The organism is Agromyces sp. G08B096 (assembly GCF_040267705.1).
Lineage (GTDB): Bacteria > Actinomycetota > Actinomycetes > Actinomycetales > Microbacteriaceae > Agromyces.
On sequence record NZ_CP158374.1, the window covers coordinates 2,175,211 to 2,197,438 of the forward strand.

Sequence of the window (22,228 nt, forward strand, 5' to 3'; positions counted from 1 at the left end):
CATGCCGCGCATCGACCTGGTCACGGGCGACCTCACCCGCGAACGGGTCGACGCCATCGTCAACGCCGCGAACTCCACGCTGCTCGGCGGCGGCGGCGTCGACGGCGCGATCCACCGGGCGGGCGGTCCCTCGATCCTCGCCGCCTGCCGGGAGCTTCGCCGCACCGCACTGCCCGACGGGCTGCCCGTCGGCGAAGCGGTCGCGACCACCGCGGGCCGGCTCTCCGCCCGCTGGGTGATCCACACTGCAGGCCCCGTCTGGCCGGGTCCCGGCGAGGAAGCCGACGCCCGCCGCGTGCGCCTCGCGAACGCCTTCCGCAACTCCTTCGCCCTCGCCGCCTCGCTCGGCGCGGCATCCGTGGCGGCCCCGGCCGTCTCGGCCGGCGTCTACGGCTGGCCGGCCGACGACGTCGCCCGCGTCGCCCTGCGCGTCGCCGCTGAAGCGGGCGACGACGGCGCGCCGCCGCTCGTCCGGTTCGTGCTCTCCTCCCCCGCGATGCACGAGCGGTTCGCCCGGGCCGCGGCCGAGCTCGGGCTCACCGTCGACTGAGCGCCCCCTCAGGTGCCGGGCGCCGTGACCGCGAGCCACGCGTCGAGCTCGCTCGGCTGATCGGTGATGATGCCGTCGACGCCGAGCGCGGAGACCGCGGCCCAGTCGTCGTCGGTGTTCAGCGTGTAGCAGAGCACCGCGATGCCAGCATCGTGCAGCAGCTCGAGGGCGCCCGGGGCATCCCGGACCGCCTGGGCCGTCGTGCCGAAGCCGATCACGCCCAGCCGGTCGGCGAGCCACCGCGGGTCGGCCGGCAGTTCGCGGGTGAGCAGGATGCGCGGGGTCGACGGGGAGACCGCCCGCACCGCGAGCAGCGTCTCGATGCTGAAGCTCTGCAGCACGATGCGTCCGCGGAGGTTGTGCCGTTCGACGAAACCGATCACGGCGCGGACCTCGGCAGGCCTCCAGTCGGCCTTCAGCTCGATGAGCGCTCTGGCCGCGTCCCGCTCGGCCAATGCCGCGAGGAACTCGTCGAGCGTCGGCACCCGGAGGCCCTCGAAGTCCTCGCCGTACCAGGCACCGACGTCGAGGCGCCGGAGCTCCCCGAACTCGAGCTCCTCGACGGTGCGGTCGACGCCCGCGATGCGCTCGAGCGTCACGTCGTGGAAGAGCACCGGCACCCCGTCGCGGGTGAGCCGGACATCGGTCTCGACGTACGCGAGCTCGTCCATGGCGCGCTCGAGCGCCGGCATCGTGTTCTCGGGCGCGTGGGCTCGATCGCCCCGGTGGCCGATCGTCGCCGGCGGCTCCCCCGGCGCACGCATCGCGCCGAACACGTCACGCGCGATGAGCTTCGGAGGCACCTGGGCGGCGATGAGGCCGCCGGTGAGGGCGGCGGCGAAGAGGACGAGCAGGGTGCGTCGGATGACCGCATGGGGGGCGCGCATCACGGGGGTCGGGCCTTTCCACCTCCGCGCGCCGTTGCGCGGAAGTGGACGTCACGCTAGCACAGGCCGTTATCGTTTCGTGACCTTCGCCCCGCCCTCGTTCGGGGGCCATCTCACCCGAACGACGCGGGTGCGTTATCGCAGGCTCTTCGTGTGCCACACCGTCTTCGTCTCGGTGAACGCCGTGATGCGGTCGAGCGCCGGGGCGGCGGCATCCGGACCCTGCTCGGGTCGCAGCACCCGCTTCAGCGTGTCCGCCGCGGCGATCTCGAGGTCGACCCAGTCGAGCTCGGCCGCGCCGACGAGATCCAGTGCGTTGACGTCGGCGTGCGACGCGAGCCACGGCGCCACCTCGGCCGGCGACCCCGTGAGGACGTTGACGACGCCCTTCGGCACGTCGCTCGTCGCGAGCACCTCGGCCAGGCTGATCGCCGACAGCGGGAACCGCTCGCTCGCGATCACCACGACCGCGTTGCCCGCGACGAGCGCGGGCGCCGTCGCCGACACCAGCCCGAGCAGGGAGGAATCCTGCGGTGCGACGATCGCGACGACACCGGTCGGCTCGGGCACCGAGATGTTGAAGTACGGGCCGGCGACCGGGTTGGCGTTCCCCGTGACCTGCGCGAACTTGTCGGCCCAGCCCGCGTACCAGACCCACCGGTCGATCGCCTCGTCGACCTGTGCCGTCGCCTGGGCGCGGGTGACACCCTCGGCCTGCTCGATCTCGGCGACGAACTGCGCCCGCCGCCCCTCGAGCAGCTCCGCGATGCGATAGAGCACCTGGCCGCGGTTGTACGCGGTCGCCCCCGCCCAGCCCGAGACGGCCCCGCGCGCGGCGACCACGGCGTCCCTGGCGTCCTTCCGCGACGCCTTCGCGGCGTTGGCGAGGAACGAGCCGTCGGCGGCGAGCACCTCGTAGGTGCGGCCCGACTCGCTCCGCGGGAACGCCCCGCCGATGAACAGCTTGTAGGTCTTCGGCACGGCGAGGCGGGTCACTTCGCGGCTCCCTTCTTCGCGGGACGGGCGGTTCGGCGGGTGCGCGGCTTGGAGCTGTTGGCGGCGGCCCCGGCGGTTTCGGCGGCTCCGGCGATCTCGGCGGCTCCGGCGGCCTCCGTGACCGCAGCTGCGGCGCCGCTGCGGGCCGACAGCGCGGCGCGCGAAGAGTTCGACGGCGCGAGATAGGCACCGAGCCCGTGCCGGCCGCCCTCCCGGCCGTAGCCCGACTCCTTGTACCCGCCGAACGGGCTCGCCGGGTCGAACCGGTTGAACGTGTTGGCCCACACCACGCCCGCGCGCAGCTGGTCGGCGACCGCGAGGATCCGGCTGCCCTTATCGCTCCAGATGCCGGCGGACAGCCCGTACGGCGTGTTGTTGGCCTTCGCGACGGCCTCCTGCGGGGTCCGGAACGAGAGCACCGACAGCACCGGCCCGAAGATCTCCTCGCGGGCGATGCGGTGGCTGGTCTGCACGCCGGTGAAGATCGTCGGGGCGAACCAGAACCCGTTCTCGGGCAGGTCGCACGGGGCGCTCCACCGCTCGGCGCCCTCGGCGACGCCGACCTCGGAGAGCTCCCGGATCCGCTCGAGCTGCTCGCGCGAGTTGATCGCCCCGATGTCGGTGTTCTTGTCGAGCGGGTCGCCGAGGCGCAGGGTCGACAGCCGCTGCTTCAGACGATCGACGACCTCGTCGTGGATGGACTCCTGGACGAGCAGCCTGGAGCCGGCGCAGCACACGTGGCCCTGGTTGAAGAAGATGCCGTTCACGATGCCCTCGATCGCCTGATCGATGGGGGCGTCGTCGAAGACGATGTTCGCGGCCTTGCCGCCGAGCTCGAGCGTGAGCCGCTTCGACGTGCCGGCCACCGTCTTGGCGATCTGGCGTCCGACCGCCGTCGAGCCGGTGAAGGCCACCTTGTCGACGCCGGGATGCGCCACGAGGGCGGCCCCCGTGTCGCCGGCGCCCGTGATGATGTTCACCACGCCGGGCGGCAGATCGGCCTGCTGCACGATCTCGGCGAACAGCAGCGCGGTGAGCGGGGTCGTCTCCGCGGGCTTCAGCACGACGGTGTTGCCTGCCGCGAGCGCCGGGGCGATCTTCCACGCCAGCATCAGCAGCGGGAAGTTCCACGGGATGACCTGGGCGGCGACGCCGAGCGCGCGCGGGTTCGCGCCGAGGCCCGCGTGGTCGAGCTTGTCGGCCCAGCCGGCGTAGTAGAAGAACCAGGCGGCCACGAGCGGCACGTCCACGTCCCGCGACTCCTTGATCGGCTTGCCGTTGTCGAGCGACTCGGCGACGGCCAGCTCGCGGGCGCGCTCCTGCACGAGCCGCGCGATGCGGAAGAGGTACTTGCCGCGGTCGCGGCCCGACATCCGCCCCCACGCGCCGTCGTAGGCGCGCCGCGCGGCCGTGACGGCGGCGTCGACGTCGGCAGCGTCCGCGTTCGAGATGGTCGCGATGCGCTGCTCGTCGGCCGGCGAGACGGTCTGGAACGGCGTGCCGCGGCCGGCGACGAACTCGCCGTCGATGAAGAGGCCGTACTCGTCGCGCAGCGACAGGATCGCCCGTGATTCGGGGGCGGGTGCGTACTCGAGGAAACTCATCTGTCTGTCTGCCCGTCTCAGTCGATCGTCACGTAGTCGGCGCCGGAGTAGTGGCCCGAGCGGAGCTTCTGCCGCTGCAGCAGCACGTCGTTCAGGAGGCTCGATGCGCCGAACCGGAACAGGTGCGGCTGCAGCCACTCCTCGCCGACGGTCTCGGCGACCGTCACCACGTACTTGATCGCGTCCTTCGAGGCGCGGATGCCGCCGGCCGGCTTCACGCCGATGCGCTGGCCGGTGAGCCGGTGCCAGTCGCGCACGACCTCGAGCATGAGCAGCGTGACGGGCAGCGTCGCCGCGGGCTGCACCTTGCCGGTCGAGGTCTTGATGAAGTCGCCGCCGGCGAGGATCGACAGCCACGACGCGCGACGCACGTTGTCGTACGTGACGAGCTCGCCCGTCTCGAGGATGACCTTGAGGCTCGCGCTGGTGCCGTCGGGACGCCGGCAGGCCTCCTTCACCGCGGCGATCTGGTCGAACACCTGGCCGTATCGGCCGGCGAGGAACGCCCCGCGGTCGATGACCATGTCGATCTCGTCGGCGCCCGCGGCGACGGCCTCGGCGGTATCGGCGAGCTTGATGTCGAGCGAGGCGCGCCCGCTCGGAAACGCCGTCGCGACCGCGGCCACGGCGATGCCGCCGTCGTCGGGGTCGCCGTGCGCCGCTCCGAGGGCGTCGACGGCGAACGGGACCATGTCGCCGTAGACGCAGACCGCGGCGACGCGGGGCGTGGTGGGCTCGGCGGGGTCGGGGTTCATCGCCTTGCCGACGAGGGAACGGACCTTGCCCGGCGTGTCGGCGCCCTCGAGGGTGGTGAGATCCACGAGCGAGATGATGCGGTCGAGGGCCCACGCCTTCGAGCTCGTCTTGATCGACCGCGTGCCGAGCCCGGCCGCGCGCTGTTCGAGTCCGACGGCGTCCACGCCGGCGATGCCGTGCAGATAGCGCCGGAGCGTCGCGTCGTCGGGTTCGCCGCCGAGCACCGCGAGCGCACGCTCGCGGGCGGTGGCGAGGGAGGTGCCTGCCATGGGAAGACCTGCCGATTCCTGGTTGGGGTGGTTCGGGACGGCGTCAGCCGTCGAGGAGGTGGAGCGCCGTGGCCTCGTCGGTGACGAGGACGGTGCAGAGGCCGCTGCGCACGACGGCGTCGGCGACGGGATGCTTCGCCGGCCCCGAGATCACCGCGATCGACAGCGGTGCCGAGCGGAGCTCGTCGAGGGTGAGCCCGACGGTGCGGGCGTCGAGCGCGGGGTCGACGATGTTGCCGTCGGAGTCGATGTAGCGGCCGACGACATCGCCGACGGCGCCCTTCTCGACGAGGAGATCGACGTCGCCTGCGGAGAGGTAGCCGCTCTCGACGTGCACGGACGCATGGTCGGCGGCTCCCGCGCTGAACAGGTAGGCGTCGGCCGAGCGGGCGAGCTCGATGACGCCGGCGACGACGCGGTCGGACTCGATGGCCTGCTTGGTCGCGAGGCGCTCGAGGATGGCGGGGCTCGGCAGCAGCGTGGCGCTGCCGCCGCCCTTCTGGGCGATGCCGACGGCCGTGGCCGCGGCGGTGCCGGGGCGGCGGTTGAGGCTCACGCCGCCGTTGATCTGGACGACGTTGACGCCCGTGGCCCAGCCGTTCCTCAGGTGCTGGGAGAGGTCGAAGAGCGTACGACCCCAGCTGACGCCGAGGGTGCGCGGCACCGGCCGGAGGGCGGTGAGGTAGTCGGCCGCCGCCTGCGCGGTGCGGGCCTGCAGCTCCTCCGAGCTGGTGACGCCGGCTGAGGAGACGACGATCGCGTCGGTGAGGCCGCGTTCCTCGCGGAGCCGCCGCTCGATGGGCAGTCGCCTGGCACGCGGGTGGAGGATCTCGATGCGGATGAATCCGCGCTGCTTCGCCTGGGCGAGCAGCCGGCCCACCTTCCAGCGCGTGAGCCGGAGGGCCTGGCCGATCTCGTCCTGCGTCTTGTTCTCCTCGTAGTAGAGCTCTGCCGCTCGGATCGAGAGGAGTTCGTCGACCTCGTCCATGCGCCTCCTTCCGACGTCGCCTTCCAGCGTAGGCACGTCCTGCGCGCGCAGCAACACTCGCAGCGCTTCGTGCTCAGATGAGCAGACTGTGCTGACCGGATGCCGCCTATGCTGATGCCATGCCACGCCCCGTCGCCCTCGCCCTGGACTTCGGCGGGACCAAGGTCGAAGCCGCGCTCGTCGACGACCGGGGCGCTCTGCTCCCCGGCTCCCGGCACCGCCGCCCCACCGGCGCCGCCGCGACGTCCGACGAGCTCGAACGCGCAGTCGCCGACGTGCTCCTGGCCGCCCGCGACGCCGCCCCGACCGATGCCGAGCTCCTCGGCATCGGAGTGGGCGCCGCCGGCCCCATCGACCTCCGCCACGGCACGGTGTCACCGCTCAACGTGCCGGCCTGGCGCGACCACCCGCTCGCCGAACGGATCGCGGAGCTCCTACCCGGCCTGCCCGTGACCCTGCGCATCGACGGCCTGTGCATCGCCCTGGCCGAAGGCTGGGTCGGCGCAGGGCGCGGGGCATCCAACCTGCTCGGCATGATCGTCTCCACCGGCGTCGGCGGCGGCCTGCTGCTCGGCGGCCGGCCTGCGCCGAGCCCCAGCGGCAACGGCGGCCACATCGGCCACGTGGAGGTCGGCGGGTTCGACGACCGGTGCGCGTGCGGCGGACGCGGATGCCTCGAGGCCGTCGCCTCCGGCCCGCGCACCGTCGCGTGGGCCCGCGAGCAGGGCTTTCCCGGGAAGACCGGCGAAGACCTCGCCGCAGCCCACGCCGCCGGGGATCCCATCGCCCTGGCCGCGGTCGAACGCGCCGGAACCGCGCTCGGCCGGGCGATCGCCTCGGCGACGAACCTCGTCGACCTCGACGTCGTCGCCATCGGCGGCGGATTCTCCCGCGTGTCCCCCGCGCTCTTCGATCACGCCCGCGCGGCGCTCGCCGAGCGGACCGCCTTCGAGTTCGTCCGCCGCGTCCGCATCGTGCCGTCGGGGCTCTCGGACGAAGGGCCGCTCATCGGCGCCGCCGCGCTCGTCTTCGAACCGGAGCTCGGCTGACCCTCGGGAGCACCGACCGCGTCCCTCGACCGATCAGGCTCGGCGCTCGTCCTCGAGGTAGCCGGGACGAGCCACCACGAAGCCCGCGATCGCCGCGGGCACGGCCGTGGCGAGCAGCAGGATCAGCGGCCACGTCCAGCCGCCCGTGCCCTCGTGCAGCAGCCCGATGCCGAGCGGCGCGAGCGCGGCAACCAGGTAACCCGCCGACTGCACCACGCCGCTCAAGGCGATCGATCCGGCGTGCGTGCGCGATCGCAGGTTGATGAGCACGAGCGCGAGCGGGAACAGCAGCGGCCCGGTGCCGATCAGCGCCACCCAGAGCCAGGTCGCCGTGGCGGGAGCGAGGAGCAGGCCGCCGTAGCCCAGCACGAACGACACCACCGCAATGCCGACGAGCAGACGCACCTTGCCGTACCGCGACGCGAGGACGGGCACCACGAGCCCCGCCGGCAAGCCCATCGCGGCGAACAGCGACAGGAGGGCGCCGCTCGCGAGGTGCGACGTGCCCGCGACATCCGTCAGGATCGCCGGCAGCCACGCGAACATCACGTACGCGTTCACCGCGGACACGGCGAAGACCGTCGCAAGCGCCCAGGCGAGCGGCGAGCGCAGCGCGCGACGCACCTGCCCGGGCTCCGCCTCCTCGGGCAGCGCCTCGTCGGCACGCGCCCGCGGCTGGAGCAGCAGCGCGATCCACGGCACCAGCGCGACGAGCGCGAGCAGCGCCCACTCGCCGAGCGACGTCCGCCACCCCGCGGCATCGGCGACCGGCACCGCCACGAGCGGCGGCACGAACGTGCTCGCCGACATCACCGTCACGTACACGGTCGTCACGAGCCCGATCCGGTCGGGGAAGTACCGCTTGACCAGCGGCGGCAGGAGCACGTTGCCCACCCCACCCGCCGCGAACGTCACGGCGCTCGCGACGACCATCCACGCGGCGTCGGGGGCGAGTCCCCGGCCGGCGAGCCCGGCCACCAGCGCCACCAGGGACGCGACGAGCGTGGCCTCGATGCCGAACCGCTTCGCGAGGATCGGCGTGAGGATGCCGAACACCGCGAAGCACAGGGGCGGAAGCATCCCGAGCAGCCCGATCAGACCGGGCGGCAACGGGATGTCGGCGCGCACCTCCGCAACGATCGGCGAGAGCGACGCGACGCCGGTGCGTAGATTGAACGCCACCAGCACGATGCCGAGGAGCGCGAGCGAGCGCCCGGCCCAGAGCGGCGCCGGCGAGCCGCCCGCCGCGGCGGGCGCGCCGTCGCGGCTCACCCGAGCAGCTCTCGGGCGACCTCGACGTCGTGGTGCATCCGCTCGATCAGCGCCTCGACGCTCTCGAACGCGACCATGCCGCGAATCCGGTCGACGAACTCCACGTCGACGAGGTGGTCGTAGAGGTCGAGGTCGCGGTCGAGCACGTAGGCCTCGACCTGCTTTCTCGGCACGCCCTCGAACGTGGGATTGTTGCCCACCGAGATCGCCGCCGGATACCGGACGCCCGAATCGGTGAGCCACCCCGCATAGACGCCGTCAGCGGGGATGAGTCCCTCGGACTCCGGCGACAGATTCGCCGTGGGGAAGCCGAGCTCGCGTCCGCGGGCGGCGCCGTGCACCACGATGCCCGATACCGTCGGCGTGTGCCCGAGGAGCTCGCCCGCACGACGGACGTCGCCCTCGGCCAAGAGCTCGCGCACCCAGGTCGACGACACCCGGCGATCGCCGCCCGGCGCGACGTCATCGACGACCTCGACCGAGAAGCCGAACCGGGCGCCGAGCTCGCGGAGCAGCGCGACGTCGCCTGCGCCGCGCGCGCCGTACCGGAAGTCGGCACCGACCAGCACGGCCCTCGCGTGCAGCGCCTCGACGAGCACGCGTTCGACGAACTCCTCCGCAGGCAGCGACGCGAGTGCGCGATCGAACGGCAGCAGCACGGTCGCGTCGATGCCCGTCGCCGCGAGCAGTCCGAGCTTCTGCCGCACGCTCATCAGCGAGTCGGGGCACCTGTCGGGGGCGAGCAGCGCCAGCGGGTTCCGGTCGAACGTGACCACCGCGGCCTGCAGCCCGTCGGCCGCGGCGATGTCGCGAAGCCGGGCGATCACGGCGCGATGGCCCTGGTGCACGCCGTCGAATTTGCCGATCGTCACCGCGGACGGGCCGAAGCCCGCCGGCACCGCGTCGACGCCCTTGAACGTCCTCATGCGCGGCCGACCTCGGGCTGCGCATCCGCGCCGTCCGCGGCGGGGCCGCCGGGTCGGCCGGGCCGGTGCTTCGCGAGCCACCACATGCCGAGCACGGGCAGCACGAGCGGGATGAACAGGTACCCGCGGCCGTACCACGACCACACCGTGTCGTGCGGGAACCACTGCGGCATCACGATGCTGAGCGTGCCGATCACGAGCACCCCGGTGAACTCGAACACGATCGTCGCCCAGGCCACGCGGTACCAGGCCCGGCCGGGTGCGATGAGCGCGATGGTCGCCACCACGTACACCACCGCGGCAAGCGCGGACAGGGCGTAGGCGACGGGCGCCTCGTCGAACTTCTCGACGATCTGCACGAGCGAGCGGCCGACCGCGGCGAGCGCGAGCACGCCGTAGACCGCGATGAGGACGCGACCGATGCCGCTCACCCTCCGGCGGGAGGCGGCGGCGGGCGGGGTCTCGGAGGTGGAGGGCGCAGCAGACATGACGTTCGATTCTCTCAGACGCGCGGACGCGCGCGGGGCGTCACGCGAGCTGCACGGTCCAGATCTGGTGCATCCGGTAGACCATCACCGCGACGGCGAGCGCCGCGACGCCGAGCACGACCGTCGACCACCGGTTGCGTTCGAGCAGCGCCCAGAAAGCCGCTGCCGGCGGCAGCAGCAGCGCCCCGACGAGGTAGACCCCGAACTCGAGGGCGCTGCCCGTCGGCTCGTTGCCGAACGCGGGCGCGGCGAGGGCGACGACGACCTGCGCCACGAGGAGCACCTCGACCAGCGCGAGCGCCCCGATCGTGAGGTCGCTCGGCACCCGGCCGGCGAGGCCGAGGACCACGCAGAGGAGTCCGGCCGCGACCGCGACGCCGACCTGCACCCAGGTGAACCACTCGATCACGGCTGCTGCTCCTCCTGCGGGAATCCGGTGACGACCTTCAGCTGCCCGGCCCGGCGTTCCACGATCGCCACGAGCCGCCCGGCGGGGCCCACGGCGGCGATCGCGGTCTCCTTCGAGGTGCCGTCGGGCGCCGGGATGCGTTTGCCGTGCCCGAGGTCGATCGCCTCCTGCGCCCCCAGCTCGAGCACGGGCATCGCGCGGCGGGCCGCCTCCGCCGGCCGCACGAGGGCGGATGCCACGTCGAGGTCGTCGAGCGAAGGGGCATCCGCCACCGCGAAGCGGCCGATCCTGGTGCGACGGAGCGCGGTGAGATGCCCGCCGAGTCCGAGCCCGGCACCGAGGTCGCGGGCGAGCGCGCGGACGTACGTGCCCGAGGAGCAGGCGACGCGGACGTCGAGGTCGACGGCGTCCGCCTCCCGCCGGAGCGCGAGGAGCTCGAACTCGGCGACGGTGACCCGGCGTGCGGCGATCTCCACCTGCTCGCCGTCGCGGACGCGCTGGTACGCGCGCTTGCCGTCGATCTTCACGGCGCTGACCGCGCTCGGCACCTGGTCGATCTCGCCCGTGAGCCGGGTCATCCCGTCGCGGATCGCGGACTCGGCGACGGCGGCGAGCCGCGCCGGGTCGGCCCGCTCCCCCGGCTCGCCCTCGGCGTCGTCGGTGGTCGTCGCCCAGCCGAGCCGGATCGTCGCGAGGTACTCCTTGTCGAGGCCGACGAGATGGTGCAGCAGCCGGGTCGCGTGATCGACGCCGATCAGCAGCAGACCGGTCGCCATCGGATCGAGGGTGCCCGCGTGGCCGACCTTCCTGGTACCGGCGAGCCGGCGGACCCTGGCGACCACGTCGTGACTGGTCATCCCCTGCGGCTTGTCGACGAGAAGGATGCCGCTGTTCACGCCGTCCAGGCTACCCTGCGTCCCGCCTACGCTGAGGGGGTGCAGATCGGGATCATCGGTGCGGGCGCGCTCGGCGGCACCTTCGCGGCGCTCCTCGCCCGCGCCGGACACGACGTCGAGGTGACCGCTCGTGGAGCGGGGCTCCGCGCGATCCTCGGGAACGGCATCCGGCTCACCGGCGGGTACGGGCAGACGCGGGCCCGCGTCCGTGCGGGCGAGCGCCTGTCGCGTCGGCCCGACCTTGTGCTGCTGTGCACGAAAGCGCAGGATGCCGCGGCCGCGCTCGAAGACCACCGCGAGCTCATCGACGGCGTCGACGTCGTCGTCGTGCAGAACGGCCTCGACGGCGTGGAGACCGCGGCACACCTGCTGCCGCACTCCACCTGCGTCGGCCTGCTGTCGATGATCGCCGCGAACTACACGGAGCCCGGTGTCGTCAGGGTCACCGCGACGGCGGCGAGCTACCTCGGGCGCGGCGACGGCCCGGCCGATGCCACGTCGCGGCGGCTCGCCGCGCTCCTGTCGGAGGCGGTGCCGGTCGTGGCGATCGCGTCGTTCCGCGGCGCGCAGTGGACGAAGCTCGTCGTGAACATGCTGAACGCCGTGCCCGCCATCGTCGGGCGGAGCGTGCAGGAGGTGATCGCCGACCGGGAGCTCCGCCGGGTGGTCACCGCCTCGATGCGCGAGTGCGCGCGAACCGGCATCGCTCGCGGCGCCCGCTTCGGCGCCCTCAACGGACTCGGCGATCGGCGGCTGCGTCTGTTCGCACGGCTCCCGCTCGCACTCGGCCAAGTGCTGCCGTGGATGATGGCCCGCCGCATGGGCGAGGTCCCCAATCTCGGGTCGACGCAGCAGAGCGTTCGGCGCGGCCAGGAGACCGAGGTGGATTTCTTGAACGGTGCCGTGGTGCGGGAGGCCGCCGCAGCCGGCCTCGAGGCTCCCGTGAATCGCGCGCTCACCGCGCTCGTGCACGAGGTGGAGCGAGGCGGCTTCCTCGACCGTGAACGCGTGCTTCGCGCCGTCGACGTCTGAGGACGCCGAAAGGGGGCCCGGCGAACCGGACCCCCTTCGGGCTGATCAGGCCGACGCGGGTCAGGCCTTCGTGTTGCGGCGGAGGCGTGCGATCACGAGGAACGCGACACCCGCGACCACGATGATGCCCGCGACGATCGCGATGGTCGCCCCGGCGAAGCCGGTGCTCGCGAGGCCCTTCCCCTGCCCCGTGACGGCCAAGGCGCTGCCGTCACCGGAGCCGGAGCCGCCGGGGCCGGAGAGGCAGTTCGGCGTGGCCGGCGGATAGGCGAGGCCGACCCCGAGCTCGGGGTTCACCTGCAGCGTGGCCGAGGTGAGCGAGCGGGTCCAGGCGTAGTTGCCGTCGGTCTCGACCCAGAAGCCGTCGGCCGTCTGCTCCCACCCGGGCCAGCCGGTCGGGTTGCCCTGCTCGTCGACGCTGGCGCCGGGCCAGAGGATGCGGCCGGAGAGCTTGCCGTTCTCGTCGAGCTCGCCGAGCTCGAGGGTCTCGCTGTTCGTGCCGTCGCTCAGCACGAGCTTCACGAGACGACTCGTCGACTGGGCGTCGGGGTCGGTCAGCACGACGTCGAAGACGATCCACGGGGCGTTCGCGAGGCAGGTGCCGGCCGCGATCGACCCGGCGAGGCTCGGCTCGGCACACGGCTCGTCGGAGAACTCGTACGCGAACTGCTTGGTGGTGCTGCCGTCCTCGAACTCGAAGCCCGCCGTGGTCGTGGCGACGGCGATCGCCGCCCCCTCGGTCTCGTCGCCCTCGATGGTCCAGGTCACCTGGTCGGTGTCGGCGGGCAGGACGATGCGGTCATCGTCGACGCCGCAGACGTCTTCAGACGCCGCCGCGGCGGGCACGGGCACCTCGACGGGGCAGGGCTCGTCGGTGAAGGTGTATGCGAACTTGCGCTCCGTGGTGCCGTCCGCGAACTGGAACCCGGGCTTGGCGGTGGCGACCGCCGTGGCGGCCCCGGTCGTCACGTCGCCGTCGAGCCGCCAGACGAGCTGCTCACTCTCGCCCGGGAGCAGCACCTGGTCGCCGGCCACGCCGCAGACGTCGACCGCGGCCGGCTTCGCCGGCACTTCGATCACGACCGGGCAGGGCACGTCGGTGAACGTGAAGTCGAACCGCTTCACCGTCGCCCCGCCGGGGAAGGCATAGCCGGGCTGAGCGGTCGCGACCGCGGTCGCCGCACCGCTCGCGGGCGTGCCCTCGATCGTCCACACGATCTGCGCGGTCGACGGCGGCAGGATGATCTCATCACCGGCGCCGCACACGTCGCGGTGCTGCGGCGCGGTCGGCCACTCGAGCTCGGTCACGCACGGCACGTTCGTGAACGCGAACGGGAACCGTGCCGTGGCTGCGCCACCCGGGAACACGAAGCCGTCCTTCGCGGTCGCGACCGCAGTGGCGGAGCCGGTCTTGGGGTCTCCCTCGACGGTCCAGGCGATCTCGGCGGTGTCGGCGGGCAGCACGATGGCGTCGTTCAGCACGCCGCACTCGTCGATCTTGCCGGGGCGGTCGGGGGCGGGAATGACGGTATCACCGCAGGTGACCTCGCCCTCCCAGTGGTAGTTCGTGCCGTCGACCTGCACCCACTCGATCGTCCAGGTGGAGGGAGCCGGCTTCGGCCAGTTCGCGTGCGAGGCGTAGACGAACGTCTGCGTGCCCGACCAGCGGCCGTCGTTGTTGTGGAAGTTCAGCGTGGTCCGCTGGCCGTCGAGCACGACGCGGATGTTGACGTCGTTGCCGGTCACGCCCTTCGGATAGATCACCGTCAGCGCCTCGCAGGTCGGCGCGGCGTAGCTCCAGTTGTGGTCGTCGACGTAGCGCACGGAGTAGTGCGAGATGTCCTTCTTGCTGGAGTGGGAGATCGTGACGGTCTTCGACGGCGGGTCGATCGTCGTGTACTCGGGGCCCTGGCCCTGCTTGATCGAGCCCGCCTTCACGCACACCTCGGCGATGAGCTTGCCCTCGGGCGCGGTGATCGTGTGCGTGGCACCCGTCGCGTCCGTCAGGTGACCGGTGTCGAGCGGGTCGCAGACCTTGTCGTTGCCGCTGCCGCCGCCGCAGTCGCCCTTCACGGTGATCGTCTTCGAGTCGGAATCGGGTCGTGCCCCGTCCCAATCGAGCTCCACCTCGAGCGAATACGTGCCGGCCGCGACTCCGCGCTGCACGAAGCTCTTCGTCTCGGCCTTCCCGAGCTTGGTCCCGACCGCGACGACCTTCTTGTTCGACGACGCAGTCACCTCCGCGGTCTTGTTCCGCTCGGAGTTGTTGACCGTCCAGGTGATGTCGAAGGCGCCGGTCTCCGGGTTGCACTCGTAGGAGGCGCCGACCGTGGCGTGGTGCGCCGATGCGGGCGCCGCGGCCCCGACGACGGAGAGGCCGGCGCCCAGCAGGACGGCGGCGACGGTCGCCGCGAGGCGGCGAAGCGGGTGCCGCTTCCGTGCGCGGGCGCGCGACGGATCGGCACCGGTGGCGGATTGCGCCCTGCGGGCGCGCGAGATGCTCATGAGGTGTCTTCTCCAGGGGTCCATCGGCACGCCGAACCTCGGTGAGGACACGATCGTCTGCAGGAGCAGCTGGGCACGGCGCGATGGGGTCGCGCGGCCGCGGTCGGGTCATTCGGGTGGAGCGGGGGGCGGGGCTCGGAATGCCAGGGGGATGGCAGTGGACTCAGTATGGCGAAGAATCGGGAGTTCCACCCCGTTTTCGTGAGGTGGTTGTGGAAATGTCCCCCTTTTTGGGGACCGGCCACAAAGCAGGCGAGGAGGCTTCAGGTTTCGTCCGGGCGCCGTTCCCCGGAGCGCCGAGGATGCGCCGGATCCCCGAGATCGACCACCACGTCGGCGACGGTGCGCGGGTCGCGCGTCGCGTAGGCCAGCAGGTCTGCGGCATCCGTGGGGTCGCCGTCGATCGCGATCCGGAAGTCCCAGAGGCCGGTCAGCCGCTCGCGGAGCAGGAACCGGCCGTCGATGACGAGGATCGCGTCTTCCGGCCCGGTGATCCACTTCGGTTCGACCCAGGCGTCGCGCGACGGATCGAAGACCCGGGTGACGAACGCCGCCGAACCGGCCAGCCGGAAGGGCTCGACGAGTGCGCGGCGCAGGGCCGACTCGTCGTACCCGTAGCCGAAGTACCGCTCCGGCGTGTCGGGGCCGTAGGCGGCCTGCGCCTCGCGCGAGCGGTGGAAGTCCTCCATGCGTGCGCGGAACACCGTGTGCTCCCGCTCCATGAGGACGTCGCGGAGGTCGTCGGCGAACGCGGACTTCCCGCTCCGCAGCGGCCCGTCGACGGCCACGATCATCCGGCCGCGACCGTACCGGTCGAGGATCTCCCCGGCGAGCTCGCGCAGGAACGCCACCCGAGGATTCGTCACCAGCCGCATGCTCCGAGCGTAGCGGCGCGGCCGCCGCGCGCGCCTACGCTGGTGGGATGCCCCGCCCCGCCGATCGCCGCGACGAGCTCGCGCGCCGGGTCGTCGCCTGGTTCGCGGATGCCGCGCGGCCGCTGCCCTGGCGGGCCGCCGATGTGTCCCCGTGGGCGGTGCTGGTGAGCGAGTTCATGCTGCAGCAGACCCAGGTCGCACGGGTCGTGCCCCGCTGGGAGGCGTGGATCGCGCGCTGGCCGACGCCCGCCGCGCTCGCGGCGGAGCCGCCGGCGGAGGCGGTCCGAGCGTGGGATCGGCTGGGCTATCCGCGGCGTGCGCTCTGGCTGCATCAGGCTGCCGTCGAGCTCGTCGAGCGGCATGGAGGCGAGGTGCCGCGAGATGTCGAGGCACTGCTGGCCCTCCAGGGCATCGGGCCCTACACGGCCCGCGCCGTCGCCGCATTCGCATTCGGCGAGCGGCATCCCGTCGTCGACACCAACACGCGCCGGGTGATCGCCCGATCCGTCGAGGGACGCGCGATCGCGGGAGCGCCGTCCGCGGCGCGCGACCTCGCCGCGATGGCGGAGCTGCTGCCGACGGATCCGGTGGCCGCGCGCGCCTTCAACGCCGGGGCGATGGAGCTCGGTGCCACGGTGTGCACGGCTCGGGCGCCGCGGTGCGACGTCTGTCCGATCGCCGACCTCTGCGCGTGGCGCGCCGCCGGCTTCCCCGCGCCCGAGGGAGTGAGTCCGCGCCGCCAGGCCCGCTTCGAGGGCAGCGATCGTCAGGTGCGCGGTCTCGTGCTGCGCGAGCTGCGCGCTGGCCACCATCCGGTCTCCCGCGACGCGCTCGCGGAGGTGTGGCCCGATGCCGGTCAGCTCGATCGGGCGATCGCCTCGCTCGTCGCCGACGGACTGGCGGTCGTCGACCCCGACGGCTACGCACTCCCGCACACCTGAGGCATCTCGTCGCCGCGCGATGTGCGATCATGCAGAGCGTGATCACGGCACCGCGGCCGACGCCCAACCCCGACGACCTGCTCGTCCTGCTCGCCGTCGCCCGAGCCGGCCGCTACACCGCTGCGGCCGCGCAACTGGGCCTCAACCACACCACCGTCGCGCGACGCATCGAGGCGCTCGAAGGCTCGCTCGGCGGTCGGGTGCTGGCGCGCGGCGCGTCCGGCTGGGTGCTGACCGCCCTCGGCGAGCACGCGGTCTCCGCCGCCGAAGGCGTCGAACGCGCGATGCGCACCCTCGACCCGGGGGCGGCCACCCTCGCCGGAACCGTGCGCCTCTCGGCCACCGACGGCTTCAGCGGGTTCATCGCTGCGCCGGCCCTCGTCGCCGTGCGACGCGAGCACCCAGACGTGGCGCTCGAGATCGTCGCGGCGACCCGGCGGGCCGCACAGCAGCGCGTCGGGGTCGACCTCGAGGTCGTCGTCGGGCGCCCCCACGTGCACCGCGCGGAGGCGACGCACCTGGCCGACTACGTTCTCGGCACGTACGCCAGCCGCGCGTACCTCGAGCGCCACGGCACCCCGGCCACGCCCGCCGACCTGGCGCGGCATCCGCTCGTGTACTTCATCGAATCGATGCTGCAGGTCGACGCGCTCGACGACGCCCGCGGCGCGATCCCCGACCTGCGCGACTCCGTGTCGAGCACGAACGTCTACGTGCACGTCGACGCCACCCGCGCGGGCGCGGGCATCGGGCTGCTGCCGGCCTTCCTCGCCGACCGGCACGACGATCTCGTGCGCCTCTTCCCCGGCGAGATCGAGGCGCGACTCCCCTACTGGCTGGTGAGCCGGCCAGAGGCGCTCCGGCAGCCCGTCGTCCTCGCGTTCATCGCCGCCATGCGCCGGCGCATCGAAGACGTACGGCCCGCACTGCTCGGCCTCCCGAACCGAGTCGCCGCCCCCGAATGAGACGAGGGATGCCCCGGGCGGGGCATCCCTCGTCTCATTCCGTCCACAGACGGCGGGTCAGCGTGCGCCGCCCGCCTCCGCGTCGTCCGCGAGGTCGGATGCCTCGTCGTCGAGCTCGTCGTCGAAGTCGTCGAGGTCGCGCGGCTTGACGTACGGGTCGGCTTCGCCGGCGTACTCGGCCGAGCTCGCGAGGCTCGCGGTCTCGGCGTCACGGGTGCGCGCCTCGCGCAGCAGCGACTCGATGTGCTCGGCGTTCTCGGGGATCGCGTCGAGGATGAACTCCAGCGTCGGAGTGAGGCGTGCCGTGATGTTCCGGCCCACCTCGCTGCGGAGCATCCCCGTCGCCGCCTTCAGCGCCGCGGCGGAGTCGTTGCGCTCCTCCTCCGTGCCGTAGACGGTGTAGAAGATCGTGGCGTGCTGGAGGTCGCCGGTCACCCGCACATCCGTGATCGTCACGAACCCGAGGCGGGGATCGCGCAGGCCCTTGTCGAGCCGGCGGGCGACGATCTCCTTGATGCGGTCGGCCATCTTCCTGGCCCGCTGCGGGTCAGCCATGGGTGCCTGCCTTTCCGGGAGGTCGAAACGGGGGCGGCGGATGGACCGCCGCCCCCGTTCGGGACTACGCGCGAGGCTTCTCGCGCATCTCGATCGTCTCGATCTCGTCGCCGACCTGGATGTCGTTGTACTTGCCGAGGCCGATGCCCGCCTCGAAGTCCGTACGGACCTCGGTGACGTCGTCCTTGAACCGGCGGAGCGACTCGATCGCGAGGTTGTCGCCGACGACGACGCCATCGCGGATGACGCGCGCCTTGGCGTTGCGCGTGATCGTTCCCGACCGCACGATGACACCGGCGATGTTGCCGAACTTCGAGGAGCGGAACACCTCGCGGATTTCGGCGACACCCGACTGCACCTCTTCGAACTCGGGCTTGAGCATGCCCTTCAGCGAGTTCTCGATGTCGTCGATCGCGTTGTAGATGACCGAGTAGAACCGCACGTCCACGCCCTCGCGAGCGGCGCGCTCGCGCGCCTTCACGTCGGGGCGGACGTTGAACCCGATCACGATCGCGTTGTCGATCGTCGCCAGGTCGATGTCGGACTCGGTGATCGCACCCACACCGCGGTGCAGGATGCGCAGCTGCACCGAGTCGTCGACCTCGATCTTCATCAGGGACTCCTCGAGCGCCTCGACGGCACCCGACACGTCGCCCTTGATGATGAGGTTGAGCGCCTCGACCTTGCCCTCTTCCAGCGCACGCGTGAAGTCCTCGAGCGAGATCCGCTTGCGGGCCTTGGCCAGCTGGGCGTTGCGCTCGGCGGCTTCGCGCTTCTCGGCGATCTGGCGGGCGGTGCGGTCCTCCTCGGTGACGAGGAAGGTGTCGCCGGCGCGCGGGACGCTCGAGAGGCCCTGCACCTGCACCGGGCGCGACGGGGTCGCGGCCAGCACCGGGTCGCCGTTCTCGTCGGCCATGGCACGCACGCGGCCGTAGGCCGTGCCGGCCACGATCGCGTCGCCGACCTTCAGCGTGCCCGACTGGATCAGCACGGTCGCGACCGCACCACGACCCTTGTCGAGCTTCGCCTCGATCGCGACACCGCGGGCGTCCTTGTTGGGGTTCGCGCGGAGGTCGAGCCCGGCGTCGGCGGTCAGGAGCACCGCGTCGAGCAGCTCCTGGATGCCGATGCCCTCGCGGGCCGACACGTCGACGAACATGACGTCGCCGCCGTACTCCTCGGCCACGAGGCCGAACTCGGTCAGCTGCTGGCGCACCTTCGCGGGGTTCGCGTCGGGCTTGTCGATCTTGTTCACCGCGACCACGATCGGCACGTTGGCCGACTGGGCGTGGTTCAGCGCCTCGATCGTCTGCGGCATGATGCCGTCGTCGGCCGCGACCACGAGGATCGCGATGTCGGTCACCTGCGCACCACGGGCACGCATGGCGGTGAACGCCTCGTGACCCGGGGTGTCGATGAAGGTGATCGCGCGCTCGACGCCCTCGTGCTCGGTGTGCACCTGGTACGCACCGATGTGCTGGGTGATGCCGCCGGCCTCGCCCGCCACGACGTTCGCGTTGCGGATCGCGTCGAGCAGTCGCGTCTTACCGTGGTCGACGTGGCCCATGACGGTGACCACCGGAGGACGCTGCTCGAGGTCCTCGTCGGTCTCATCCTCGAGCTCCTGGTCGAGGTCGATGTCGAAGCCCTCGAGGAGCTCGCGGTCTTCGTCCTCGGGCGAGACGATCTGGATCTTGTACCCGAGCTCCTCGCCGAGCACCTGGAAGGTGGCCTCGTCGAGGGACTCCGTGGCAGTCGCCATCTCACCGAGGTGGAAGAGCACCGTCACGAGCGAACCGGGGTTCGCGTCGATCTTGTCGGCGAAGTCCGAGATGGAGGCGCCGCGACGCAGTCGGATGACCGTGCCGCCGTCGCCGCGGGGAACGCTCACGCCGCCGAGCGACGGAGCCTCCCGCATCTCGAACTCCTGCCGCTTCGTCCGCTTCGACTTGCGAGCCTTCGACTTGCCGCCGCCGCGGCCGAACGCGCCGGCCGTACCGCCGCCGGGGCCACGACCGCGACCGCCGCCGCCTGCGGGGCGGGGACCGCCGAAGCCGCCGGGACCGCCGGGACGGAAGCCGCCCGCGCCGGCACCGGCACCGGCACCGCCCGGACGCCCGGGACCGCCGGGACGGCCTGCGCCGCCCGGACGACCCGCGCCGCCCGGCGCACCGGGACGGAAGCCGCCGGGACGCGGGGCGCCCGGACGCGGAGCGCCCGGTCGCGGCGCCTGCGGGCGCGGGATGTTGCCCGGCGACGGGCGCTGGCCCATGCCCTGCGAGCTGGAGAAGGGGTTGTTGCCCGGGCGCGGCTGAGCGGGGCGCTGGCCCATGCCCTGCGAGCTCGAGAACGGGTTGTTGCCCGGGCGCGGAGCGCCGGGCTTCGGGCCGGGCCGCGGGACGGCACCGGGCTTCGGCCCGGCGGCCGGCTTCGCGGCATCCGACTTCGCGGGCTCGGCCGACGTGGCGGCGGCAGCGGCCTGCTCGGCCGCGGCCTTCTCGGCGAGCGCCTTCTCGGCCTGCGCCTGCCGCTCGGCCACCGTCATCGGGGCCTCGCCGGCGGGTGCGGCCGGGGCGGCCTCGGGCGCCTTCGCGGGCGCCTTCGGGCCGGGCTTGGGCGCGGCGGGGCGCGCCGCAGTCGGGGCGGGCGTCGCGGCCGGTGCCGCCTTGCCCGCCGAACCGTCGGCCTCGAGCGCGGCCTTCAGCCGGCGGGCGACGGGGGGTTCGATCGAGGACGACGGGCCCTTGACGTATTCGCCCATCTCCTTGAGCTTCTCGAGGGCGACCTTGGTGTCGACCCCGATCTCGCTCGCGATCTCGTGTACGCGTGGTTTCGCAGCCACATCTCTCCTGTTCCGGGCCTGCACCCGGACAGGGGCAGACCGTGATTAACGGACGGGTCTCATTTCGAGCCGCTCATGAGTGGTCCATCAGCCGTTCAGCCTGTTCTCTACTTCACTGGTGTCCAGCTCTCCGCGGGTGCGGAGCGCACGCCCGAAAGCGCGTCGCCGCTCGGCGAGCCGGAAGCACTCCAGCGTCGGATGCAGCCACGCACCCCGACCGGGAAGCACGGCCGCCGTATCGACGACGACCAGGGAATCTCGGAGGACGACCCTCAGAAGCGAGGACCGCGGAGCGCGCGAACGGCAGCCTATGCACGTTCTGACGGGTTCCATCCTACACCTCCGGCGCGCCCCGCCCGGGACCGCGCCTCGCCCCTCAGGCCTGGTCGAGCACCGAGTCGGGCTGGATGTCGATCTTCGCGCCCGTGAGCTTCGCCGCGAGGCGGGCGTTCTGGCCCTCCTTGCCGATCGCGAGCGACAGCTGGTAATCGGGCACGAGCGCGCGCACCGCGCGGATCGACTCGTCGATGACGAACGCGCTCGTCACCTTCGCCGGCGACAGCGCCGAGGCGACGAACGTGGCCAAGTCGTCGGACCAGTCGACGATGTCGATCTTCTCGTTGCCGAGCTCCGCCGTGACCGCGCGCACGCGCTGTCCGAGCTCGCCGATGCACGCGCCCTTCGCGTTCACTCCGGGCTGGGTCGCGCGTACGGCGATCTTCGTCCGGTGGCCGGCCTCGCGGGCGAGGGAGACGATCTCGACGACGCCGGAGGCGATCTCGGGCACCTCGAGTGCGAAGAGCTTGCGCACGAGGGCGGGATGCGTCCGCGAGACCGTGATCGAGGGACCCTTGGCGCCCTTGGCCACGCTCGTCACGTAGACGCGGATGCGCTGGCCGTGCGGATACTCCTCGCCCGGCACCTGCTCCTCGGGCGGCAGGATCGCCTCGACGGTGCCGAGGTCGATGTGCACCATGCGCGGGTTCGGGCCCTGCTGGATGACGCCCGCGACGATGTCGCCCTCGCGGCCGCGGAACTCGCCGAGCACCGCATCGTCCGCGAGATCGCGCAGGCGCTGGTTGATGACCTGCTTCGCGGCGAACGCTGCGATACGACCGAAGTCGCTGGGGCTGTCCTCGACCTCGCCGATGACGTTGCCCTCGTCGTCGAGCTCGGGCACGTACACCGAGACGTGACCGGTCTTGCGGTCGAGGTGGGCGCGCGCGCCGTTCGGGTTCTGGTGGCCGTGCTGGCCCGGGTTCGTGTGCTTCACGTAGGCCATCAGGATGGCCTGCTCGATGATCTGCACCAACTCGTCGAACGGGATCTCCTTCTCGCGCTCCATCATGCGGAGCACGCTGAGGTCGATATCCATCGCCGGCCTCCTCTATTAAGCTCTTCGCCGCATCCCCTCACGCAGCAC

Annotated in this window: 21 protein-coding genes; 5 read left to right on the forward strand and 16 right to left on the reverse strand. The window is 72.4% G+C overall.

From position 1 onward, the window contains the following. Position 1 precedes the first annotated feature (1 nt). On the forward strand, positions 2-550 hold the full coding sequence (locus ABIQ69_RS10540; protein ID WP_350347075.1) for an O-acetyl-ADP-ribose deacetylase: 549 nt from the start codon (positions 2-4) through the stop codon (positions 548-550). Positions 551-558: 8 nt separating this feature from the next. On the opposite strand, the gene ABIQ69_RS10545 is transcribed toward ABIQ69_RS10540, so the two are convergent. From ABIQ69_RS10545 to ABIQ69_RS10565, 5 genes are all read right to left on the reverse strand, one after another. Next, positions 559-1,437 carry a glycerophosphodiester phosphodiesterase family protein gene (locus tag ABIQ69_RS10545; protein ID WP_350347076.1) on the reverse strand — a complete coding sequence of 293 codons (879 nt, stop codon included), beginning with the start codon at positions 1,435-1,437 and terminating at the stop codon, positions 559-561. Positions 1,438-1,572: 135 nt separating this feature from the next. Continuing rightward, positions 1,573-2,433 (reverse strand): aldehyde dehydrogenase family protein, encoded by an 861-nt coding sequence (locus tag ABIQ69_RS10550; RefSeq protein ID WP_350347077.1) that lies wholly within the window; start codon positions 2,431-2,433, stop codon positions 1,573-1,575. Next, a complete protein-coding gene (locus ABIQ69_RS10555) occupies positions 2,430-4,037 on the reverse strand; it encodes an aldehyde dehydrogenase family protein (RefSeq protein WP_350347078.1) in 1,608 nt (535 codons plus the stop codon). Before ABIQ69_RS10555 ends, ABIQ69_RS10550 begins: the two co-directional genes overlap by 4 nt. 17 nt (positions 4,038-4,054) lie before the next feature. Beyond that, complete coding sequence (deoC, locus tag ABIQ69_RS10560; RefSeq protein ID WP_350347079.1) at positions 4,055-5,062, reverse strand: deoxyribose-phosphate aldolase; 1,008 nt, start codon at positions 5,060-5,062, stop codon at positions 4,055-4,057. A 43-nt stretch (positions 5,063-5,105) separates the two neighbouring features. Continuing rightward, positions 5,106-6,050 carry a sugar-binding domain-containing protein gene (locus ABIQ69_RS10565; protein WP_350347080.1) on the reverse strand — a complete coding sequence of 315 codons (945 nt, stop codon included), beginning with the start codon at positions 6,048-6,050 and terminating at the stop codon, positions 5,106-5,108. A gap of 119 nt (positions 6,051-6,169) precedes the next feature. Between ABIQ69_RS10565 and ABIQ69_RS10570 the strand changes: the two genes are divergently transcribed. Further along, positions 6,170-7,099, forward strand: coding sequence for an ROK family protein (locus tag ABIQ69_RS10570; protein ID WP_350347081.1), 930 nt, complete (start codon positions 6,170-6,172; stop codon positions 7,097-7,099). A gap of 33 nt (positions 7,100-7,132) precedes the next feature. Here the strand turns inward: ABIQ69_RS10570 and ABIQ69_RS10575 are convergent, their stop codons facing one another. From ABIQ69_RS10575 to truB, 5 genes are read right to left on the reverse strand one after another with little or no spacing between them, the layout of a single operon-like run. Next, positions 7,133-8,371 carry an MFS transporter gene (locus ABIQ69_RS10575; protein WP_350347082.1) on the reverse strand — a complete coding sequence of 413 codons (1,239 nt, stop codon included), beginning with the start codon at positions 8,369-8,371 and terminating at the stop codon, positions 7,133-7,135. Further along, on the reverse strand, positions 8,368-9,297 hold the full coding sequence (locus ABIQ69_RS10580; protein ID WP_350347083.1) for a bifunctional riboflavin kinase/FAD synthetase: 930 nt from the start codon (positions 9,295-9,297) through the stop codon (positions 8,368-8,370). Before ABIQ69_RS10580 ends, ABIQ69_RS10575 begins: the two co-directional genes overlap by 4 nt. Beyond that, positions 9,294-9,785, reverse strand: coding sequence for a hypothetical protein (locus tag ABIQ69_RS10585; RefSeq protein ID WP_350347084.1), 492 nt, complete (start codon positions 9,783-9,785; stop codon positions 9,294-9,296). The genes ABIQ69_RS10580 and ABIQ69_RS10585 overlap by 4 nt, the downstream gene beginning before the upstream one ends. 40 nt (positions 9,786-9,825) lie before the next feature. Further along, positions 9,826-10,194: a hypothetical protein gene (locus ABIQ69_RS10590; RefSeq protein WP_350347085.1), complete on the reverse strand. Its 369-nt coding sequence runs from the start codon at positions 10,192-10,194 to the stop codon at positions 9,826-9,828. Then, positions 10,191-11,099: a tRNA pseudouridine(55) synthase TruB gene (gene truB, locus ABIQ69_RS10595; RefSeq protein ID WP_350350005.1), complete on the reverse strand. Its 909-nt coding sequence runs from the start codon at positions 11,097-11,099 to the stop codon at positions 10,191-10,193. The genes ABIQ69_RS10590 and truB overlap by 4 nt, the downstream gene beginning before the upstream one ends. A 30-nt stretch (positions 11,100-11,129) precedes the next feature. Here truB and ABIQ69_RS10600 point away from each other — a divergent pair, with 30 nt between their 5' ends. Next, positions 11,130-12,122, forward strand: a complete 993-nt coding sequence (locus ABIQ69_RS10600; RefSeq protein WP_350347086.1) for a 2-dehydropantoate 2-reductase — start codon at positions 11,130-11,132, stop codon at positions 12,120-12,122. Positions 12,123-12,182: 60 nt separating this feature from the next. Here the strand turns inward: ABIQ69_RS10600 and ABIQ69_RS10605 are convergent, their stop codons facing one another. Both ABIQ69_RS10605 and ABIQ69_RS10610 read right to left on the reverse strand, forming a co-directional pair. Next, on the reverse strand, positions 12,183-14,627 hold the full coding sequence (locus tag ABIQ69_RS10605) for a hypothetical protein (RefSeq protein WP_350347087.1): 2,445 nt from the start codon (positions 14,625-14,627) through the stop codon (positions 12,183-12,185). Positions 14,628-14,890: 263 nt separating this feature from the next. Continuing rightward, positions 14,891-15,493 carry a hypothetical protein gene (locus ABIQ69_RS10610; protein WP_350347088.1) on the reverse strand — a complete coding sequence of 201 codons (603 nt, stop codon included), beginning with the start codon at positions 15,491-15,493 and terminating at the stop codon, positions 14,891-14,893. A 56-nt stretch (positions 15,494-15,549) separates the two neighbouring features. On the opposite strand from ABIQ69_RS10610, the gene ABIQ69_RS10615 reads away from it, so the two are divergent. Both ABIQ69_RS10615 and ABIQ69_RS10620 read left to right on the forward strand, forming a co-directional pair. After that, on the forward strand, positions 15,550-16,443 hold the full coding sequence (locus ABIQ69_RS10615; RefSeq protein ID WP_350347089.1) for an A/G-specific adenine glycosylase: 894 nt from the start codon (positions 15,550-15,552) through the stop codon (positions 16,441-16,443). A 38-nt stretch (positions 16,444-16,481) separates the two neighbouring features. Beyond that, complete coding sequence (locus ABIQ69_RS10620) at positions 16,482-17,408, forward strand: LysR family transcriptional regulator (protein ID WP_350347090.1); 927 nt, start codon at positions 16,482-16,484, stop codon at positions 17,406-17,408. A gap of 57 nt (positions 17,409-17,465) precedes the next feature. Here ABIQ69_RS10620 and rbfA read toward each other — a convergent pair whose 3' ends face one another. The 4 genes from rbfA to nusA all read right to left on the reverse strand — a co-directional run bounded on the left by rbfA (position 17,466) and on the right by nusA (position 22,180). Then, positions 17,466-17,963, reverse strand: coding sequence for a 30S ribosome-binding factor RbfA (rbfA, locus tag ABIQ69_RS10625; protein ID WP_350347091.1), 498 nt, complete (start codon positions 17,961-17,963; stop codon positions 17,466-17,468). 64 nt (positions 17,964-18,027) lie between these two features. Next, positions 18,028-20,805: a translation initiation factor IF-2 gene (gene infB / locus ABIQ69_RS10630; protein WP_350347092.1), complete on the reverse strand. Its 2,778-nt coding sequence runs from the start codon at positions 20,803-20,805 to the stop codon at positions 18,028-18,030. Positions 20,806-20,892: 87 nt separating this feature from the next. Next, positions 20,893-21,138: a YlxR family protein gene (locus ABIQ69_RS10635; protein WP_350347093.1), complete on the reverse strand. Its 246-nt coding sequence runs from the start codon at positions 21,136-21,138 to the stop codon at positions 20,893-20,895. A 43-nt stretch (positions 21,139-21,181) separates the two neighbouring features. Next, positions 21,182-22,180 (reverse strand): transcription termination factor NusA, encoded by a 999-nt coding sequence (gene nusA / locus ABIQ69_RS10640; protein ID WP_350347094.1) that lies wholly within the window; start codon positions 22,178-22,180, stop codon positions 21,182-21,184. Positions 22,181-22,228: the final 48 nt, after the last annotated feature.

Excerpts from the sequence above, each read along its gene's own strand:
- ABIQ69_RS10540 (WP_350347075.1), top strand. The coding sequence starts at position 2 with ATGCCGCGCATCGACCTGGTCACGGGCGACCTCACCCGCGAACGGGTC.
- ABIQ69_RS10545 (WP_350347076.1), bottom strand. The coding sequence starts at position 1,437 with ATGCGCGCCCCCCATGCGGTCATCCGACGCACCCTGCTCGTCCTCTTC.
- ABIQ69_RS10555 (WP_350347078.1), bottom strand. The coding sequence starts at position 4,037 with ATGAGTTTCCTCGAGTACGCACCCGCCCCCGAATCACGGGCGATCCTG.
- deoC (WP_350347079.1), bottom strand. The coding sequence starts at position 5,062 with ATGGCAGGCACCTCCCTCGCCACCGCCCGCGAGCGTGCGCTCGCGGTG.
- ABIQ69_RS10565 (WP_350347080.1), bottom strand. The coding sequence starts at position 6,050 with ATGGACGAGGTCGACGAACTCCTCTCGATCCGAGCGGCAGAGCTCTAC.
- ABIQ69_RS10570 (WP_350347081.1), top strand. The coding sequence starts at position 6,170 with ATGCCACGCCCCGTCGCCCTCGCCCTGGACTTCGGCGGGACCAAGGTC.
- ABIQ69_RS10580 (WP_350347083.1), bottom strand. The coding sequence starts at position 9,297 with ATGAGGACGTTCAAGGGCGTCGACGCGGTGCCGGCGGGCTTCGGCCCG.
- ABIQ69_RS10585 (WP_350347084.1), bottom strand. The coding sequence starts at position 9,785 with ATGTCTGCTGCGCCCTCCACCTCCGAGACCCCGCCCGCCGCCGCCTCC.
- ABIQ69_RS10605 (WP_350347087.1), bottom strand. The coding sequence starts at position 14,627 with ATGAGCATCTCGCGCGCCCGCAGGGCGCAATCCGCCACCGGTGCCGAT.
- ABIQ69_RS10615 (WP_350347089.1), top strand. The coding sequence starts at position 15,550 with ATGCCCCGCCCCGCCGATCGCCGCGACGAGCTCGCGCGCCGGGTCGTC.
- rbfA (WP_350347091.1), bottom strand. The coding sequence starts at position 17,963 with ATGGCTGACCCGCAGCGGGCCAGGAAGATGGCCGACCGCATCAAGGAG.
- ABIQ69_RS10635 (WP_350347093.1), bottom strand. The coding sequence starts at position 21,138 with ATGGAACCCGTCAGAACGTGCATAGGCTGCCGTTCGCGCGCTCCGCGG.
- nusA (WP_350347094.1), bottom strand. The coding sequence starts at position 22,180 with ATGGATATCGACCTCAGCGTGCTCCGCATGATGGAGCGCGAGAAGGAG.